A 17,316-nucleotide genomic window follows, 5' to 3' on the forward strand; every position below is an offset into this window, starting at 1 on the left:
CGCAATCGCGGCACGGAACCGGCCGGGATGCTCCGTCACGGGCACGGCGCAAAAATTCGGCATCATCCGGTGTGGGTTGCGGGATGTGGCGCGTCTTATCCCGATTGAGCCACCAGGCTTTCCGCGCGACAGCCACCGGAGGCGGGATCGTCATCCAGCGCGACAATGCCTTTCTCTCACCCGCGATCCGGGCCGCGATGGGGGCGACCACCAGCTTCCGCCTCGGGCGCTTTCTGGATGATATCGGCCCCTTCAAGACCTTCGCGCTCGACTATCAGCGCGACCAGGTCGACGGCGCCATCGGAATAGACGGCAGGATCGGCGCCAGCTGGCGATATTCCGCCTATTACAACCATGGCGAATACCGGACCCGATCGAAGACGTTCAACCAGACGATCACGGCCAATTTCAACAACGCCGTCGATGCGATCACCAGCCCGACGACCGGGCTGCCGATCTGCCGCGTCGCGCTGACCGATCCCAACACCGCCTGCCGCCCCCTCAACCTGCTGGGCCAGAACAACGCCTCCGACGATGCCATCGCCTATGCGTTCGGCGCCGCGCTTTCGATCAACCGGATCCTGCTCGATTCGGCGGGCGCCAGCTTGCGCGGAGACCTGTTCTCGACATGGGCCGGGCCGGTTTCGCTGGCGACGGGCGTGGAGGCGCGGTGGGAAAGCATCGTGACCGATTATATCGATCCGCTGTCGCAGGCACGGGCCTTCGGCTTCGACAACCGGACCAGGCTGAACGGCGGCTTCAACGTGAAGGAAGGGTTCGTGGAACTGGCCGTCCCGCTTCTGAATGCAGAGGGCGTCGCCACCATCGATGTGAATGGCGCGGCGCGCTACAGCGACTACAGCAACAGCGGCGGCATCTGGTCCTGGAAGGTCGGAGGAACCGTCCGGCTGTTCGACGATATCCGGCTTCGCGCCGTCTATTCGCGCGATATCCGCTCGCCGAACATCTCCGAACTCTATTCGGACATGGTGCTGGGCGTGGGCTCCGTCGCGGATCCGTTCAACGGCAACAACGCCGTCACCTATCGACGCTATACGGGCGGCAATCCGGACCTGCAGCCCGAAATCGGCCATACGCTGACCTTGGGCGGTTCATGGACGCCGGCCGCCGTCCCCGGGCTCAGCCTGTCGGTCGATGCCTATCGGATCGATATCGACGGCGTGATCGGCACGATCACGCTGGCCGACGCGCTCGCGCAATGCTTCGCGGGATCCGCGGTGGCCTGTTCGACGATCCAGCGTCAGCCCGACGGCACTATCCTGGCTTTCGGCAACTTCCAGAACCTCGCCTTCTACAAGACGCGCGGCGTCGATTTCGAGATCGGCTATCGTTTGCCGGTCACCACCGCCGATCTGGACGGCGCCATCCGGTTCCGCCTGCTCGGCACCTATGTCGACAAGTTCATCGTCAACAACGGCGTCACCACGCTCGACCGGGTCGGAGATATCGGCAACGCGGCATTCGCGGTGCCGTGGCGCTTCACGGCGACCGTCGGCTGGGAAGGAGGCGACTTTTCCGCGGATGCCCGCGTCCGTTATGTCGGCCGCGGATATCAGGATCGGACCCTTCCGATCATCAACAACCGGATCGCGCCGCGCGCCTATCTCGACCTCAGCGCGCAATACCGGATCGGCGACGCCTTCTCGATCTACGCCAACATCAACAATGTGTTCGATCGCGATCCGCCGCTCAGCTCCGTCTCGCCGATCTTCCATGACTCGATCGGTCGATATTTCTCGGGCGGCGTCCGGCTGAACTTCTAGCATCGTGCGGGAACCGGTTTTCCACGGAAAACGATGCGACGACAAATGACTGGAGCGGACTGTGCGATACGGATTTCGCGCAGCCCGCCCCGGAACCGGCGGCATGCCCCCAACGGGAACGGCCGCATGCATTTTTTGGGGAGGTGAGGACATGAAGACTGGCACGATGGTGCGCTGGCTGGCGATCGCGCCGGCGGCTCTGCTGTTCACACAGGTGGCGCCCGCAACGCCCGCGCCGGGCGGAGCGCCGCGCGCCGCGCCAGCCCCGGCCGGCGGCGCCGCGATCGACAGGGTGATGGCGGAACCTATCGGCTCGCAGAAGCTTGCCGGCGCCGTGGTCGGCGTGATGCAGGGCGGCCGGATCGTCATGGTGAAGGGCTATGGCATGGCCGATCTGGAAGACGGCCAGGCGGTGAAGCCCGACACCATTTTCCGCATCGGTTCGCTCACCAAGCAGTTCACCGCCGCGATGCTGCTGATGCTGGTGGAGCGGGGACGATTGTCGCTGAGCGATCCGATCAGCAAATATTTCCCCGATTTCCCGAAGGCCGAAGGTATTACCGTCCGCCACCTGCTCAACCATACGTCAGGCATCCACAGCTATACCGACAAGGCATTCTGGGACGCGGCCACGCCGCTCGGCCTGCGCATGTGGCGGGAACAGAGCACGCGCGACATGGTCGATTTCATCGCCAGGCAGGATGTGCTCACCGATTTTCCGGTCGGCACGGATTCTCGCTACAACAACTCGGCCTATGTGATGGCCGGCGCCCTGGTCGAAACATTGACCGGCAAGCCCTATGCCGCCGCGCTGGACGAGATGATCGCGAAGCCGTTGGGGCTGACGGACACCGCCTATGACGACGAGCGCGCGATCGTGCCGCGTCGCGCCAAAGGCTATGTCCTGCGCGATGACAAGCTGGCTTATCCGATGCCGCTGTCGGTCAGCGTCGCCGGCGGCGGCGGCGCGATGCGTTCGTCCGCGGCCGACATGCTCCGGTGGAATCAGGCATTGCTCGAGGGCAAGCTGCTGAAACCCGAAAGCCTGGCGATGATGATCGAACCGACGAAGCTGAACGACGGCCGGTTGACCAGCCAGACGCGCAAGCCCGATGCAAAAGGCAACCCGCCGATGGACTATGGCCTGGGCATCGCGTTCGGCAGCCGCGACGGCCGCCGCCTGATCGGCCATGGCGGCGCGATCAACGGCTTCAACGCCATGCTCTATAGCTATCCCGACACGAAGACGACGATCGTGATGCTGACCAATACCAGTGGCGGCGCGAGTGAGCGCTATTGGGATATCGTCGACGCGTGGTTCGCCGCGCCGCGCTGATCGTCGGCGCGAAACCTCGTCCGCGATTGTCGCCGAAGCCCGTCCGGCTTGAATTTTTCCTGGTGGGACTGCAGCTTTCCTGGCGGTGCAATCGCGCTTGAACGGGGGATTCGCGATGTCGATGATGGGAACGGGCGCCGGCGGCGAGCGTGCGGCGATGCCTGGAGCGTCGTGCGGAAAAGCGGGAACCGGTTTTCTGCAGGAACGATGCGATCACAAATATCCGGAGCGGGCTGCGCGATTCATGTTTCGCGCAGCCCGCTCTGAAGATTGCGGGGGGCCGGACGCGGGTTTCCGCGGGCGCCGCCGGCCACGGCCCGGCTTCGTCATGCACATCCTTCTCGCGCCGCTCGCCGCCGCGGCGCTGTCGGCCCTGCCCGTCGCCGCGCAGGATCGCGGGCCCGATGCGCCGCCGATCAACGATCGCGGCGCGTATCTGCCGTCTTCGGTGCCGACATCGGACGATGTGCTGCGCATCCTCGTTCCGGCCGATTACAACGTGCCCAAGGGATCGTTCGTGCTGGTCGGCGGGCGGCTGTTCGACGGCACCGGCACGGCCGCGCGGCCGGCGACGATCGTGGTGCAGGGCAAGCGGATCACCGCGATCCTGAAGCCGGGCGAACAGGCCTGGCCCGCCGATGCCGTGGTCTACGACGTCACCGGCAAGACGGTGATGCCCGGGCTGATCGATCTCCATACCCACCTGACCTATGTCGACAGGTTCGACGCCGGCTATGGCGAGGCGGTGGCGAGCGGCGCGGATTCGGCGCTGCGCGGCATCCGCCGCATGGGCATCTTCCTGCAATCGGGCGTCACCAGCGTGCGCGACGTCGCCTCGCACGGCGACACGCCCTTCGTGCTCAAGCGCTGGCAGGCCGATGGCCGGATCGTCGGCCCCCGCGTGTTCGCGGCCGGCCAGCTCATCACCGCCACCGGCGGCCATGGCGCGGCGCTCAACAAGACGGCGCCCAGCCCGATGGATGCGGTGCGCGAAGCCTCCGGACCCGACGGCTGGCGCGAAGCGGTGCGCATCCAGTTCAAGCAGGGCGCGGACCTGATCAAGCTGGCGAGTGAATATTCGCAGGCCGAGATCGACGCGGCGGTGGACGAGGCGCATTCGCTGGGCCTGCCCGTCACCGTCGATTCCGAGACCCGCTATATCGACATGGCGGTAAAGGCCGGGGTGGATTCGATCGAGCATCCCCTGCCCCGCTCGGACGCGGCGATCGCGCTGATGGCGAAGCGCGGCATCGCATCGGTGCCCACGCTGATCCCCTATCGCATCATCCAGCGCAGCAGCGGCGGCTATTTCGGATCGACCTCGCGCCGGTTCGAGCTCAACGAGACGACGATCCTGGAGATGCTGCGCAAGATGAGGAAAGCGGGCATCAAGCTGGGTGTCGGCACCGATCTGATCACCAACTGGATCGATTACATGCCGAACGCCTATATCGAGGAGCTGAAGGGCTTCGTGAAGGTCGGCTATTCCAACAGCGAGGCGCTGGTGGCGGCGACGAAGACCAACGCCGAGATCCTGCGCATGGCGGACCGGCTGGGCACGATCGAACCGGGCAAGCTGGCCGACATCATCGTGATCGACGGCAATCCCGATCAGGATCTGGACGCGCTGGCCAGGGTGACCACGGCCTTCGTCAACGGGCGGCTGATGCTGCGCGACGGCCGCCTTTTCATGGCCCAGCACATGCCGGTTCCGCTTCCGCAACCCGCGCGCTGATACCAGGATGCGATGAGCGTGCCTCATCGCATCCTGGTGAAGCCCGCGCGGCGCTTGAGCGTTCCAAGGTGCGGATGCGTCAGCATCCCTGCACCTTGTAATGAGCCGGCTCGAGCCATCGCCCGCGCTCCACGGGCCGCCGCATCACTTGATCGAGGTCAATGACGGCGGCTCCGTTCCGAGCTAGAAACGGTCATCGGATCAAGACCGAGTCCCGACGGATCGCCGTTTTCTGCGGATCGCGCACCGTCCTCACCCGGATTCGAACGATGCTCTGGAGCGGGGGGAACCGCGATGGAGACGATGATGGCCGAAGATGGCACCGAATATTTCCGAAGACGCGCCCGCGAGGAGCGCGAACGCGCCGATGCGGCCGCCGATTCCTGCGCACGCCGCGCCCATGAACGCATCGCCGCCGAATATGAGCGGCGCATCCGCCGCGCATCCGAGCCCGCGCCGCGCCCGGTGGCGGGATGAGTGCTGCCGCCCCCGTCCGCGAGACCCGCGCCGTGCTGCTCCAGCGCGCGAAGGAAGCGATGCGCAAAGCCGAAGCCGAGACATTGCCGCACCGCGCACGCATTCATATCGCCGCTGCGGAAACCTGGCTGCGCTTGGCCGCCCGAAAACCCGCATCGGATCCCGCCGCGCCGGATCCAGTGGGATGATGCCCCGTCGCCACGCCCGCATCGGCGGGCGCCGGCGCTGAAATCACGCCCGTCGAACGGCGCTTGACATTCTCCGATTCGAACAGGACGCTCCCGTTCAGAGAAAATTTCTGAACAGCGGAAAATAGGGGGAGCGAATATGCTGAAGCAATGGCTCGGCGGGCTTGCCGTCGCGGCGGCGGCCGGCACACTGGTGGCGCAAGTGCCCGACAACAAACAGCGGACACCCGCCGAACTCCAGTCGCCACCGGCCGCGACGCCCGCGGTGCCGGATACGAGCGCCTTCAACAAGACCGATGTCGACGCCTGGCTCGACGGGTTCATGCCCTATGCGCTCCAGCGCGGCGACATCGCCGGCGCGGTGGTGCTCGTCGTCAAGGACGGGCAGGTGCTGACGCAGAAGGGCTATGGCTATGCCGATCTGAAATCGAAGCGGAAGGTGGATCCGGAGACCACGTTGTTCCGGCCCGGATCCATGTCCAAGCTGTTCACCTGGACGTCGATCATGCAGCTCGTCGAACAGGGCAAGCTCGATCTCGACGCCGATGTGAACACCTATCTCGATTTCAAGATCCCGCCCTATGACGGCAAGCCGATCACCCTCAGGATGATGATGAGCCATGTCGCCGGCTTCGAGGAGGCGAGCGGCGGGCTGATCGTCCCCTCTCCCGCCACCTATCCGCCGCTGGGCGACAAGCTGAAGGAATGGATCCCGGCGCGGATCTTCCCGCCGGGCACGACGCCCGCCTATTCCAACTATGCGACCGGCCTTGCCGGCTATGTCGTCGCGCGGGTGAGCGGCCAGCCCTTCGACGAGTATCTGGAAAGCCATATCTTCGGCCCGCTCGGCATGCAGCATACGACGATGCGCCAGCCGCTGCCCGCGAACCTGAAGCCGCTGATGGCGACGGGTTACGACAAGGCGTCGGGCGCGGCCAAGCCGTTCGAGATCGTCACGCTGCCGCCCGCCGGATCGGGCAGCGCCAGCGCGCCCGACATCGCCAGATTCATGATCGCGCACATGAATGACGGCCAAGGCCTGATGCGCCCGGAAACCGCGCGGCAGATGCACAATTCGCCGCTGCACGTGTTCCCCGGCGTGCCTTCCATGTCGCTGGGCTTCATCGAAGTGCTCAATCACGGCCGGCGGATCATCTCGCATGGCGGCGACACCGCCTGGTTCCACACCGGCATGTGGATGATCCCGGAGGCGAAGTCGGGCCTGTACGTCTCGATGAACAGCGCCGGCCGCGACGGCGCGACGGGCGCGATCCGCGAAGCGCTGCTCGCCGAATTCATGCGCCGCTATTTTCCCGCGCCCGCGCCGAAGGATCCGCCGCTCGACAAGGCGCGCGCGATCGCGGACGGACAGGCGATGGCGGGCACCTATGTCGCCAGCCGCCGTTACGACAGCGGTTTGCGCAAGGCGCTGACCTTCTTCTCGCAACAGGTGGTGAGCACCGACAAGGACGGATCGCTGAAGGCGCCCAACTGGCTGAACGTGGGCGGCGGCCCCGATCAATGGGTGCATATCGGCCCGTTCCTTTGGCGCAATGCCGAAACCAGCGAGGTGATGAGCGCCAAGGCCGAGAATGGCCGGGTGACGATAATCGCGCAGAGCTTCCCCGCCTCGGTCGCGATGCGCGTGCCCTGGTATGAGAATACGAGCTGGCTGCGCCCCGCGATCATCGCCAGCCTGGTCGTGCTGCTGCTCGCGGCGCTCGCCTGGCCACTGGGATGGGTGCAGCGGCGCTATTATGCGGCGCAGCGCGCGACCGCGACGGGCCGCACGCTCGGCATCCAGCGCTCCGTCGCCGGCCTGTCGGCGGCGAGCCTGGTGACGATCGGCATCTGGTTCAACTTCCTGACCACGATGCGCGGCCAGCCCATGGGCGGCGGCGTCTATGCGCTGCAGGCTGCGACGGTGATCCTGCTGCCCGGCCTGGCAGGCTTCGCGCTGGCGCGGCTGTGGCAATCGTGGAAGGGCGGATCGAAGCTGTCGATCGGCTGGAGCGCGCTTGTCGCGCTGGCCGCACTGATCGTGCTGTGGGGCGCGCTTGCCTTCCACCTGATCCATATCGGCATCGAGCAATAGGGACGAACCGGCGCGCGCGGCCGCCGCGCGCGCCGTTACCCAGCCAGCACCCGCGCCGCCAGTTCCTCGCGGGAGGAGATCGCCAGCCTTCGGTATATGCGGCGCCGATAATCGTGCAGCGTATGCGCGCCGATGCCGACTTCGCGCATCACCTGCTGCGGCGGATGGCCGAGCACGATATGGCGGGCGACCTCGCGCTCGCGCGTCGAAAGCTCCAGCCGGGCAACGCCGATCGCGGCCTGCAACGCCAGCGGATGGCGACGCTCGATCAGCGCGAACATATGGCCCGCACCGCCCCCGCGTCGCCCGGCGGCCGGCATGGCGGCGGGATAGAGGCGGATCGTGATCCGCCCGTGCCGGGTATCGAAGCTCGTCACCGCCTGCCGCGCGGCGACCAGCGGCCGGAACAAATCGCGCGCGGCGGCGTAGAAGGCGGAGGCGCTGAAGCCGGCGCCGAAGCGCGCATCCAGTGCCGCCTTGAGCAACGCCTCATGCCCCTCTCCCGCCTCCACCACATCGCCCTCGGCATCGACGGTCAGCACCGCGCGTTCGCCATGCGGCGCGAAGCGTTCGGCGCGCACGACATGATCGGCAGCGAGCGCATGGGTGAAGGCCGGCGCCACCGATCGCAGCAGATCGCCCTCGCGCCGCGAGAATAAGGGCGTCTTCGGTTCCCGCGTCGCCACCAGCATGCCGCGCATCGCGCCGCCATCGCGGATCGGCACGTCGAAGCCATGGCCGATGCCATAGGGCAGGCAGCATTCGTTATAGAAGGGCGATCGCTGGAATTCGGGCATCCTGCATGCCTCCGCGGCGCTCAGCCCCATCCGGATCAGGCTGCCGAAACCGTCATTTCCGGCAAGCAGCCGGCTGTTCGCCTCGATCGCTTCGGGCACGATCCAGGGCAGGTGGAAATCCTCCGGCCGGCCCTGCGCATCGGTCCACATGAACATGCAGAAATGGCTGGGCACGACATTGGCGAGCGCGCCGAGCATTTCGGGAACGACCGACCGGCTGGGCAGGCCAAGCCGCGCCAGCTGCGCGATATGGGCGATCGCCGCGCCCGTCTTCACGGCAGTTCCCGGCGGCGAACCGCATCCCGCCGAACATGGCGGAGAGGACGAACATCCATGCGAAACCCTGTACGCCGCCTTTGCGCCCCGGCCCCGAAAGGCCGCACCGCATCGGCTGGTTCCCCCCACCGGGGGAAGAAATGCGCGCTTCGGCCGGACTATGCAAGCGCATCCGAGGCGGGAGCTGCCCATGACCGAAACCATCCTGTTCCGATCGGTGCGCGGCGTCGCGCGATCGGTGCGCGCGACCATCGACAATGCCTATGCCATCGGCGGCAAGACCGCGAGTATCGACGGCCTCTTCGATCCCTATGACCTGTATGACGAGGAACAGGCGAAGCAGTTGATCGAACGCGCGAACACGCTGTACCCGGCCGAACTGCGCGCGCTGGGATCGGCGATGATCGCGCTCACCAGCATCGGCAATCTGCCGCGCGAGCGCTGGCAGGGCATCGCCGACGGCATGTTCGCGGTGCCCGAACTCGGCATGGCCGCCATGCCCTCCGGTCTCGACCGGCTCGACGCCTGGCTGGTGACCCAGGGCGACGCGCCCGATCCGGCGGCGCTGGCCGAACGCATGGGCGCGCTGCTTGCCGAACGCGACGTCACGCCGCCCAAGCCGCTTCACCTGGACCAGACGGCGCGCGCGCTCGTCTCGCAGCCGGCATGGCTGATCGACCGGCTGAAATGCGCGCTGCTGCTGGTCTTCAGCTTCTATCGCGAACAGACCGCCGATCTGATCGCGCTGCGCGGCGTGCTGGCGCGGCGGCTGATGGTGGCATCCGCGATCGAGACGCTCCCACTGCTCGATCGCGCGACGATCGACGGCCCGGCGATCTACCGCCTGCTCCATCACCGCCCGCTCCTGATCCACCAGGCGTTTATCAGGCCGCTCAAGCGCGCGAACAATCTCGCGCGCCGCCCCGCCGTCGCCGATCTCCATGTGCTGCGCCAGGGCTGGGCCAAATATGCGCTGGGCGAGATTTCCAGCGTCGAACCGCTGATGGGCGGAGAATCGAAGATCCGCCTGTTCGAACGCAAGAGCGAGGTGGAGGATATCCTCAGTTCCAGCGAATCGACATCGTCGAGCATCGAGCGAGACAACCAGTCGACCGACCGGTTCGAACTCTCGACGCATGTCGCCAGCAGCGTCAGCCAGTCGGTGGGCGTCGAGGGGTGGCTGAACGTCGATGCGGAGATGCCGACGACCAAGGTGAGCGCGCATGTCGGCGCCGATTATTCCTTTTCCTCCGAAACCCAGCGCGCCAGCGATGCGCGATCGGTGCAGGAGATCGTCAACCGCGCCGTTTCGAAGGTGACGCAGCAGACGGTGCGCCAGACCTCTCAGCGCCGCCTGCAAAGCGTGGTCGACAGCGTCCGCCATGCCCTGGAGAACAAGGGCGAAGGCGCGGTCAACGGCGTCTATCGCTGGGTCGACAAGATCAACCGCGTCGACCTGATATCCTATCCCAACCGCTATATGTTCGAACTGCAGATTCCGGAGCCGGCGGCCTGGCTGCGCTGGCTGCTCGATCGCGAGGCCGCGCGCAGCCCGGCGCCGCAACCGCCCGGCCCCTTCCCCGCCGTGCATATCGACGACATCTCCACCGATCCCCGCGCGCCGACCTATTATCTCTCGCTGGCGCAGATGCTGGGCGCGGAAGCGCTGCCCGCCCCGCCCGAAACCCTGTTCGTCTCCGACCAGATCAAGGGGCCGCCGGAAAGCCAGCAGGATGCCTCGGTCGGCAATGTCTCCAAACACGATACCCCGGTGCCCAAGGGCTATATCGCACGGCGCTGGCGCGCGACGGCGGTGGGCATCCCCTATGACGGGCGTGTCGCGCCGTCGCTCAACACCGCGCAGGTGATGCACATCGCGGTCGGCGCCGGACCGGCGCAGCGGCTGGTGGCGGCGGACCATCTGTGGATGCACGACCAGATCGCCGGAGAGGTCGGCACGATCAACGAAGGGTTGATCCCCGTTGCGCTCAACCAGCGCAATTCGGCGAAATATGCGGTGAACCTCGAGATCGAGTGCGAACCCGGCCCGACGGCGATGGCCAATTGGCGGATGGACGTGATGGCCGCGCTGCGCGCCGCGCACGACCGCCGGCAATTGCTGTACGAGGATGCGAAGGCGCAGGCCGAGGCGTCGGGCGGGAACGCCGCGCCGCCGCGCCCGCCCGCGCGCAATCGCGAACTGATGATCGCCGAGCTCAAGCGCCTGTCGATCGAGATGCTCTCCGACGATCGCGTGCGCGGGCTGGGCGGCATGGAATATCCCGGCCCCAACGAGGCGCCGGTGCTGGATCGCACGATCGCGCGCAACAATGCCGCGCGGATCCAGTTCACCGAACAGGCCTTTGAATGGTCGAACATGAGCTTCGTCTTCTATCCCAGCTTCTGGACGCATGAGACGCGCTGGGAACGGCTGATCCCCATGGAGAATGACGATCCCGAATTCGCCGCCTTCCTGCGCGCGGGATCGGCGCGCATCGTCATCCCCGCGCGGCCGGGCTATGAATATCAGGCGCAGCTTTTCGTCGACTACGGCGTGATCTGGGGCGGCGGCGTGGCGCCGGGGCCGGACGATCCCGATTATCTGTCGATCGCCACCGAGATCGAGGACATGCAGCGCGGCGCCGAGGACGGCCGCCTGGTGCGGAGCTGGACAGTGACGTTGCCGACGACGCTGATCGCGCTCGACGAGACGGGCCATTTCCCGATGCTCAATCCCGACCTGCCATTGCCCTGATCATGGGGACGGCTGCCGCGATCCGCTCCGCGCCGCTGCCGCCGGCGGTGGTCACCGCCGCGCGCGGCATCGCCGCGATCCTGAACGAACCGCTCTATCGCGCGAACACCCATGGCGAAGGCCGGGTGATCCTGAACATCCTGGAGACCAACCGGATCGGCCCGGCCGATCTGGCGGCGCTGTTCGACGCGCTGCGCAGGATCGGGCTCTACCGGGAATTCGTGCAGACCGCGCATCCGCGCTGGGGGCCCTATGTGCGCGGCTGGCTGATCGATCAGGGCGTATCGTGGCAGGCGATCCACGACGCCTATGAATATGATGTGCGCGACAGCCTGGATTTCTATGCGGGGTTCCTGGCGGGCATGGGCTTCGCGATCGCCGATCTGCCGGTGATGATCGTCAAGCTGGCGCGCATCATCGTCGACGGCCGGCTGGCGGAGGAAGCGGGCAGGTTCTTCGATGCGGTCTATGCGCTGTGGAACAGCGATCTCGTGAAGCTGCTGGGCGATAGCGGCGCGAAATGGCTGGCAGAATTCGAGGAACTGATATTCCAGCTTCGCTGGTTCGAGGCCGGCGCCAAGCTCGGCAATTGCCTGGCGACGCTGGCGATGATGGGCGAAGGCGCGGTGCGGCTTGCCGCCGCGCTTCCCAAATTCGTGAAGATGGTGCCGGTGATGGCGCGCGAGGCGGCGCTGGTGATCGACCGCGCCGCAATCATCACCGTGCGTACCGCCGAACAGGCGGCGATATTCGTGAAGGCGGTGTGGGGCGTGCTGTTCGTCGTGCCCGATTTCCGCTTTTCGGCGCTGCTGCCCGCCCTTGTCGCTCCGGGCGAATTGCGGGCGCTGCTGGCGGGTGGCGTACGGACGCTCACCAGATCGGGGTTCGAACTGGTCTTCGTCGAATCCACCCGGGCCAGCGAACATATGGTGGTCGTGCGTTCGGGGGTGCTGCCTTCGGATTTCGTGCCCGCATCGGTGGTGCTCGTCCGCCGCGAGGGCAAGCTGATCGGCCGCATCTTCGATCCGCATTCGCTGGCGCGCGCCTGGAAGACTGTGGGCGATGCCGATTTCGACGCCGCGCTCGACGCGCTTCTCAAAAGCCCCGGCGCGCCCGCGCTGCCGGCCGATCCCGATGCGATGGCGGCGCTGCGCAAGCTGTGCGAGACCGCGCGGACGAGCAGCGACTTCGCGGCGGGCGCCGCGCGCCTCAACCTGCGTCATCTGGCCGAGGAACTCGCCCAGGTCGCATCGAAGCGCGCGCAGGAGATCGCGAAGCGCGTGAAGGCGATGCCCGGCTTCAAGCCTTCAGCCGCCAGCTTCGGCGCCCAGGTGGAAATCGACATGCGCCACATCATCCAGAAATGGACGATCCAGCATGCGCATCTGGTGTTCCATCGCGGCCAGTCGCTGAAGACGATCCTGCGCGATTTCCTGCCGGAGGGATCGAAGCTGCTGGAAATGACGGTGGAGGATTTCGTCCGCAGCCGGCCGGATCTGGCGAAGATGATCGGTTTCGACGGCAGGAACCTCGCCAAAGTGCTGGCGGCCGATGGCCGCACGCCGCTGGGCAGTTTGAAACTGGACCTGTTCGTGCGCGATCCCTTCGGGCATCAGGGCGTGCTGCTCGATTTCACCTCGTTCATGAACGAGGCGCATTTCAACAAGACGCTGCTTTATCACGCCGTCGTCACGACGGCCTTTCCCAAGATGCGCCTGCCCTTTGGCGAGATGTTCCATTTCGGCCTGACCCAATAAGGGCCGGGCCCAGCTGCCGCCGGTGGCTCAGCGGGTGGCGATCGCCACCGCCGCCCCGGCGATCGCGGTGCCGCTGGCGCGGTTGAGCGTTTTCAGCGCGCGCGGGCTGGTGAACAGCCGCCGCGCGCGGACCGCCAGATAGATATAGATGGAAAAGACCAGCCCCAGAATGGCGAGCGTGGCGGCGACCAGTTCGAGATAGCCCACCAATGTGACGCGTGTCAGATCCATCAGCGTGGGCAACAGCGCGATATAGAAGACCATCGTCTTGGGATTGCCCAGGGTCAGCGCCAGCCCGGCGAAGAACAGCCGCACGGGATTCTCGCGCCGCTCGTCGCGCTCGACCTCGCCCGCCGAAACCGGCGCGGTCCACAGCTTGTAGGCGAGATAAACGAGATAGGCGATGCCCGCCCATTTGATCGCGACGAAGATGCCGTAGAAGCTCTGCGCCAGCGCCGCCAGGCCGATGATCGCGAAAGACAGCCAGACGACATCGCCCACCGCCATGCCTGCGGTGAAGGGCGCGGCGCCATTGGGGCCGCGCCCCAGCACCCGCGCGATGATCGCGGCGATGCCCGGCCCCGGCGAGGCGGCGGCGACAAGCAGGGCGATCGAGAAGACGGCGAGTCCGGCGAGATCCATGACGATGCTCCATGACGGCGGGCAGGATGCGGCTTGGCAAGGCCCTTAGCCCGATCCGTGCGATTTTGCATCCCCCCGCCGGCGCGCGCAAGCATGGTGGTGGCTGTGCGAAAGGTCCGGTGTATCTCCTCGGCGCACGACAATCGGCCTCCCGGATGATCCGGCGATCGGCCCCGCCCGGATCGAATCCGGCCATTCCGGCGATCGGCATACGCATCGTTAACCGCCGCGGGCGTAGGATTCGGGGCATGACGAGCCCCCATGACCGTCGTTCCGCCCCGCCGCGCGTATCCCGGTGGCGCTGGCCAGGCCCGCAGCTTCCGATCCCGGATGCCGTTTATCGCGAACTGATCGACATGCTGTTCAGCATGCGCTTGCCCATCGTCGCGATGGGCGCGGTGTTCGCGGGCGTCGCGGCGCTGCTGGGCTTGCGGTTCGGCGATCCGGTGATGATCGCGATCGCGGTGAGCGCGATACTGGTGGTCGTCGCCCGCTTTGCCAGCATCACGCGCTATCACCGGCCGGGCGCCCGCTGGACGATCGACGAACTGCGCGCCTGGGAACGCCGCTATGCGCTGGGCAATTACCTGTCCGCATTGCTGCTGGCGGTTTTCAGCGTGCGCGTGCTTTCAGCGCATGTGCCGTTGCAGCAACTGATCGCGGTCAGCCTGATCTTCAGCTTCGGCGCCGGCATCGTCTCGCGCATATCGATCCGGCCCAGGATCTGCGTGATCAGCCTGTTGATCGCCACGGTGCCGACGGTGATCGCGCTGGCGACGCATGCGACCAGCAAGCACGATACGCCGCTTCATGCCGAACTGTTCGCGATCGAGGCGCTGCTGGTGGCGATGATCACCGCGCTCAGCCTCGATACCGTCCGCCATCTCCACCGCTCCACCGTCGAGCATCTGACGATCAAGCACGATCTGGCCCAGCTCGCGACGCAGGATGCGCTGACCGGCCTGCCTAACCGGCTGATGCTGCGCGAACGCTTCAACGAAAGCATCCTGCCGGTTTCGCGATCGTCGGGCCAACTCGCCCTGCATTTCCTGGATCTGGACGGGTTCAAGGCGATCAACGACATATATGGCCACCCCGCCGGAGACGCGGTGCTGAAACAGGTCTCCGCCCGGCTGACCGCGATGGTGCGAGAAAGCGATACGGTGGCGCGCATGGGCGGCGACGAGTTCGTCGTCGTGCAGGGCGATATCAAGGACGGCAGCGAGGCGGACCTGCTCGCACGGCGGATCATCCGCCGGCTGAGCGCGCCCTATGTCGTCGACGGGCAGGAGATGCATATCTCCGTCAGCGTCGGCATCGCGATGGCGCCCGAACAGGGGCTGGACCTGGAACATCTCGCCTCCTGCGCCGATTCCGCGCTGTATCGCGCCAAGCGCGGCGGCAAGGCGCAGCTCCATTTCTGCACGCCGGACGAGGCGCTGGCGATACGCAGCGGCTGACCGCCGCCGCCGCGATGGCGCCATGCACCCCATGATGATATCCGTCTGAACCCATGCGCATCGCCGTTTTCGCCACCAAAGCCTATGATCGCCGCTTCCTCGATCTCGCCAATGCCGGGTTCGGGCATGAGCTGCGCTATTTCGAACCGCGCCTGGACGGCGAAACGGCGGGGCTGGCGGCCGGGCACGACGCCGTCTGCGTCTTCGTCAACGATCGGCTCGATGCCGGAACGCTCGAACGCCTCGCGGCGATCGGCGTGCGCCACGTCGCGCTGCGCTGCGCGGGCTACAACAATGTCGATCTCGCGGCGGCCGGGCGGCTGGGCATCGCGGTGGTGCATGTGCCCGCCTATTCGCCCGAGGCGATTTCCGAATTCACGATCGGGCTGTTGCTGGCGCTCGATCGCAAGATCCACCGCGCCTGGGCGCGGGTGCGCGAGAATAATTTCGCGCTCGACGGGCTGATCGGCCGCAACTTGGCGGGCCGCACCGCCGGCGTGATCGGCACCGGCCGGATCGGCGCGCTCGTCGCGCGCACGCTGCGGCTGGGCTTCGGCTGCGAAGTGCTGGCCAGCGACATCGTCGAGGATCCGGCGCTGACGGCGATCGGCATCCGCTATGTGCCGCGCGACGCGCTGATCGCATCGAGCGATATCGTGACGCTGCACTGCCCGCTGACGCCCGACACCCACCATCTGCTCAACGCGACCAGCCTGGCGACGCTGCGGCCCGATACGCTGATCGTCAACACCAGCCGCGGCGCGCTGATCGATACGGCGGCGCTGATCCAGAGCCTGAAGGCGCGGCGCGTGGGCGGCGTGGCGCTCGACGTCTACGAACAGGAGGCCGATCTGTTCTTCGAGGATCTTTCGGATCAGATCGTCGAGGACGATATCTTCCAGCGGCTGCTGACCTTTCCCAACGTGCTCGTCACCGGCCACCAGGCCTTCCTGACCGAGGAAGCGCTGACCGCGATCGCCACCGTGACGCTGCAAAGCCTGGCCGATGCGGAGGCCGGGCGCCCACTGGCCCATGCATTGGGCGCGGACCGGATCGTGCGCGCAGGGCCCGCGCGCTGACATGCCGCAATCGCTGATCCTGCTGATGGCGGCCATCGCGATCGCGCCGATCGCCATCGGATCGGCCATGCTGCCGGCGGCGCGCGATGCGAAGGCGCCCGCCCGGCTCGCCCTGTCCGGCGCCCTGCCTGCGATCCTGCTCTGCGCGCTCGCCTTCAACCTCAGTTTTTTCTGGCAGGAACTCGGGCTTGTCATTCCCAAGGCGCTGGCGCCTGGGCTGCAGCCGATCCTCTATCACAATGATCATGGCTGGACGGGCTCGAACCCGATCGCCGAGCTGCTGCAAGGCAGCGGCGCGATCGCGACGCTGGCGAGCGGCCTGATCTTCCTTGTGCTCGCGGGCGGCCGGGCCCCGGCTGCATGGCGCCCCTTCTGTTTCTGGATGGCGTTTCAGGGGCTGTTCCAGGCGCTGACCCAGCTTGCGATCGGCACGATCCTGCCGGGCAACGATGTCGGCCGCGCCCTCACCTATCTCCAGTTCGGCGAAGCGGCCCGGATGGCGCTGCTTCTGCCGGCCGTTGTCGCGATGGCGGCGGCGGGCGCCGCGCTGGCGCGGATCGCCCCGGCGCCGGGCGGCGGCGACGGACATGACCGGCGCTTCGCTGCCTGGGTGCTGATCGTGGTCGTCGCGGCGATCCTGCCGATCATCCCCTTCCGCCTGCCGCGCCACCCCATCGAGGTCGCGCTGATCCCGCTGATCGTCAACCTCACCGGCGCGGCCTGGCTGGTGCTGGGCGCGGCACTCAGGCGGCGGACGGCGCCCCCGGCCGCCATGCCGTCCGCCGGGCCGGCGATACCGGCACTGGCGCTTGTGCTGCTCCTCGCCTTTTTCCAGCTCGTGCTGAGGCCCGGCATCGCCTTTTAGGGCATCGTGCGGAAAAGCATGTCCCCGCCCAGGATGGGAACCGGTTTTCCGCAACAAGCGATGCGATCAC

General features: G+C 66.8%; 13 protein-coding genes. 11 read left to right on the forward strand and 2 right to left on the reverse strand.

Annotation, left to right across the window (positions count from 1 at the left end; translation table 11 throughout):
- Positions 1–104: 104 nt before the first annotated feature.
- The 6 genes from K7G82_RS28000 (at position 105) to K7G82_RS28025 (ending at position 7,615) form a co-directional block, all read left to right on the forward strand.
- Positions 105–1,784: a TonB-dependent receptor domain-containing protein gene (locus tag K7G82_RS28000; RefSeq protein WP_222993591.1), complete on the forward strand. Its 1,680-nt coding sequence runs from the start codon at positions 105–107 to the stop codon at positions 1,782–1,784.
- A 151-nt stretch (positions 1,785–1,935) separates the two neighbouring features.
- Positions 1,936–3,120: a serine hydrolase domain-containing protein gene (locus K7G82_RS28005; protein WP_222993593.1), complete on the forward strand. Its 1,185-nt coding sequence runs from the start codon at positions 1,936–1,938 to the stop codon at positions 3,118–3,120.
- 328 nt (positions 3,121–3,448) lie between these two features.
- Positions 3,449–4,855: an amidohydrolase family protein gene (locus K7G82_RS28010; RefSeq protein ID WP_222993594.1), complete on the forward strand. Its 1,407-nt coding sequence runs from the start codon at positions 3,449–3,451 to the stop codon at positions 4,853–4,855.
- Positions 4,856–5,161: 306 nt separating this feature from the next.
- A complete protein-coding gene (locus K7G82_RS28015; protein WP_222993596.1) occupies positions 5,162–5,332 on the forward strand; it encodes a hypothetical protein in 171 nt (56 codons plus the stop codon).
- Positions 5,329–5,520 carry a hypothetical protein gene (locus tag K7G82_RS28020; RefSeq protein ID WP_222993598.1) on the forward strand — a complete coding sequence of 64 codons (192 nt, stop codon included), beginning with the start codon at positions 5,329–5,331 and terminating at the stop codon, positions 5,518–5,520. Before K7G82_RS28015 ends, K7G82_RS28020 begins: the two co-directional genes overlap by 4 nt.
- Before the next feature lie 139 nt (positions 5,521–5,659).
- A complete protein-coding gene (locus K7G82_RS28025) occupies positions 5,660–7,615 on the forward strand; it encodes a serine hydrolase domain-containing protein (RefSeq protein WP_222993600.1) in 1,956 nt (651 codons plus the stop codon).
- A 35-nt stretch (positions 7,616–7,650) separates the two neighbouring features.
- On the opposite strand, the gene K7G82_RS30260 is transcribed toward K7G82_RS28025, so the two are convergent.
- A complete protein-coding gene (locus K7G82_RS30260; RefSeq protein WP_222993602.1) occupies positions 7,651–8,688 on the reverse strand; it encodes a helix-turn-helix transcriptional regulator in 1,038 nt (345 codons plus the stop codon).
- Between the two features lie 190 nt (positions 8,689–8,878).
- Here K7G82_RS30260 and K7G82_RS28035 point away from each other — a divergent pair, with 190 nt between their 5' ends.
- Both K7G82_RS28035 and K7G82_RS28040 read left to right on the forward strand, forming a co-directional pair.
- A complete protein-coding gene (locus K7G82_RS28035; RefSeq protein ID WP_222993604.1) occupies positions 8,879–11,443 on the forward strand; it encodes a hypothetical protein in 2,565 nt (854 codons plus the stop codon).
- Positions 11,444–11,445: 2 nt separating this feature from the next.
- A complete protein-coding gene (locus tag K7G82_RS28040) occupies positions 11,446–13,200 on the forward strand; it encodes a hypothetical protein (RefSeq protein ID WP_222993606.1) in 1,755 nt (584 codons plus the stop codon).
- A 27-nt stretch (positions 13,201–13,227) separates the two neighbouring features.
- Here the strand turns inward: K7G82_RS28040 and K7G82_RS28045 are convergent, their stop codons facing one another.
- Positions 13,228–13,842 carry a LysE family translocator gene (locus tag K7G82_RS28045; protein WP_222993608.1) on the reverse strand — a complete coding sequence of 205 codons (615 nt, stop codon included), beginning with the start codon at positions 13,840–13,842 and terminating at the stop codon, positions 13,228–13,230.
- A 248-nt stretch (positions 13,843–14,090) separates the two neighbouring features.
- On the opposite strand from K7G82_RS28045, the gene K7G82_RS28050 reads away from it, so the two are divergent.
- The 3 genes from K7G82_RS28050 to K7G82_RS28060 are packed head-to-tail and all read left to right on the forward strand — an operon-like array spanning position 14,091 to position 17,246.
- The gene (locus tag K7G82_RS28050) at positions 14,091–15,302 is read left to right on the forward strand and encodes a GGDEF domain-containing protein (RefSeq protein WP_246623944.1); all 1,212 of its coding nucleotides are present in this window, start codon (positions 14,091–14,093) and stop codon (positions 15,300–15,302) included.
- A gap of 53 nt (positions 15,303–15,355) precedes the next feature.
- Positions 15,356–16,381 (forward strand): 2-hydroxyacid dehydrogenase, encoded by a 1,026-nt coding sequence (locus tag K7G82_RS28055; RefSeq protein WP_222993610.1) that lies wholly within the window; start codon positions 15,356–15,358, stop codon positions 16,379–16,381.
- A gap of 1 nt (position 16,382) precedes the next feature.
- Entirely contained in the window at positions 16,383–17,246 is an 864-nt protein-coding gene (locus K7G82_RS28060; protein WP_222993612.1) for a hypothetical protein, read from the forward strand.
- Positions 17,247–17,316: the final 70 nt, after the last annotated feature.

Origin of the sequence: Sphingomonas colocasiae, from assembly GCF_019880585.1 — a bacterium.
Lineage (GTDB): Bacteria > Pseudomonadota > Alphaproteobacteria > Sphingomonadales > Sphingomonadaceae > Sphingobium_A > Sphingobium_A colocasiae.

Coding starts and splice junctions, on each gene's coding strand:
- K7G82_RS28005 (WP_222993593.1), top strand. CDS start 1,936: ATGAAGACTGGCACGATGGTGCGCTGGCTGGCGATCGCGCCGGCGGCT.
- K7G82_RS28055 (WP_222993610.1), top strand. CDS start 15,356: ATGCGCATCGCCGTTTTCGCCACCAAAGCCTATGATCGCCGCTTCCTC.
- K7G82_RS28010 (WP_222993594.1), top strand. CDS start 3,449: ATGCACATCCTTCTCGCGCCGCTCGCCGCCGCGGCGCTGTCGGCCCTG.
- K7G82_RS28045 (WP_222993608.1), bottom strand. CDS start 13,842: ATGGATCTCGCCGGACTCGCCGTCTTCTCGATCGCCCTGCTTGTCGCC.
- K7G82_RS28015 (WP_222993596.1), top strand. CDS start 5,162: ATGGCCGAAGATGGCACCGAATATTTCCGAAGACGCGCCCGCGAGGAG.
- K7G82_RS28020 (WP_222993598.1), top strand. CDS start 5,329: ATGAGTGCTGCCGCCCCCGTCCGCGAGACCCGCGCCGTGCTGCTCCAG.
- K7G82_RS28040 (WP_222993606.1), top strand. CDS start 11,446: ATGGGGACGGCTGCCGCGATCCGCTCCGCGCCGCTGCCGCCGGCGGTG.
- K7G82_RS28035 (WP_222993604.1), top strand. CDS start 8,879: ATGACCGAAACCATCCTGTTCCGATCGGTGCGCGGCGTCGCGCGATCG.
- K7G82_RS28050 (WP_246623944.1), top strand. CDS start 14,091: ATGACGAGCCCCCATGACCGTCGTTCCGCCCCGCCGCGCGTATCCCGG.
- K7G82_RS28060 (WP_222993612.1), top strand. CDS start 16,383: ATGCCGCAATCGCTGATCCTGCTGATGGCGGCCATCGCGATCGCGCCG.
- K7G82_RS28025 (WP_222993600.1), top strand. CDS start 5,660: ATGCTGAAGCAATGGCTCGGCGGGCTTGCCGTCGCGGCGGCGGCCGGC.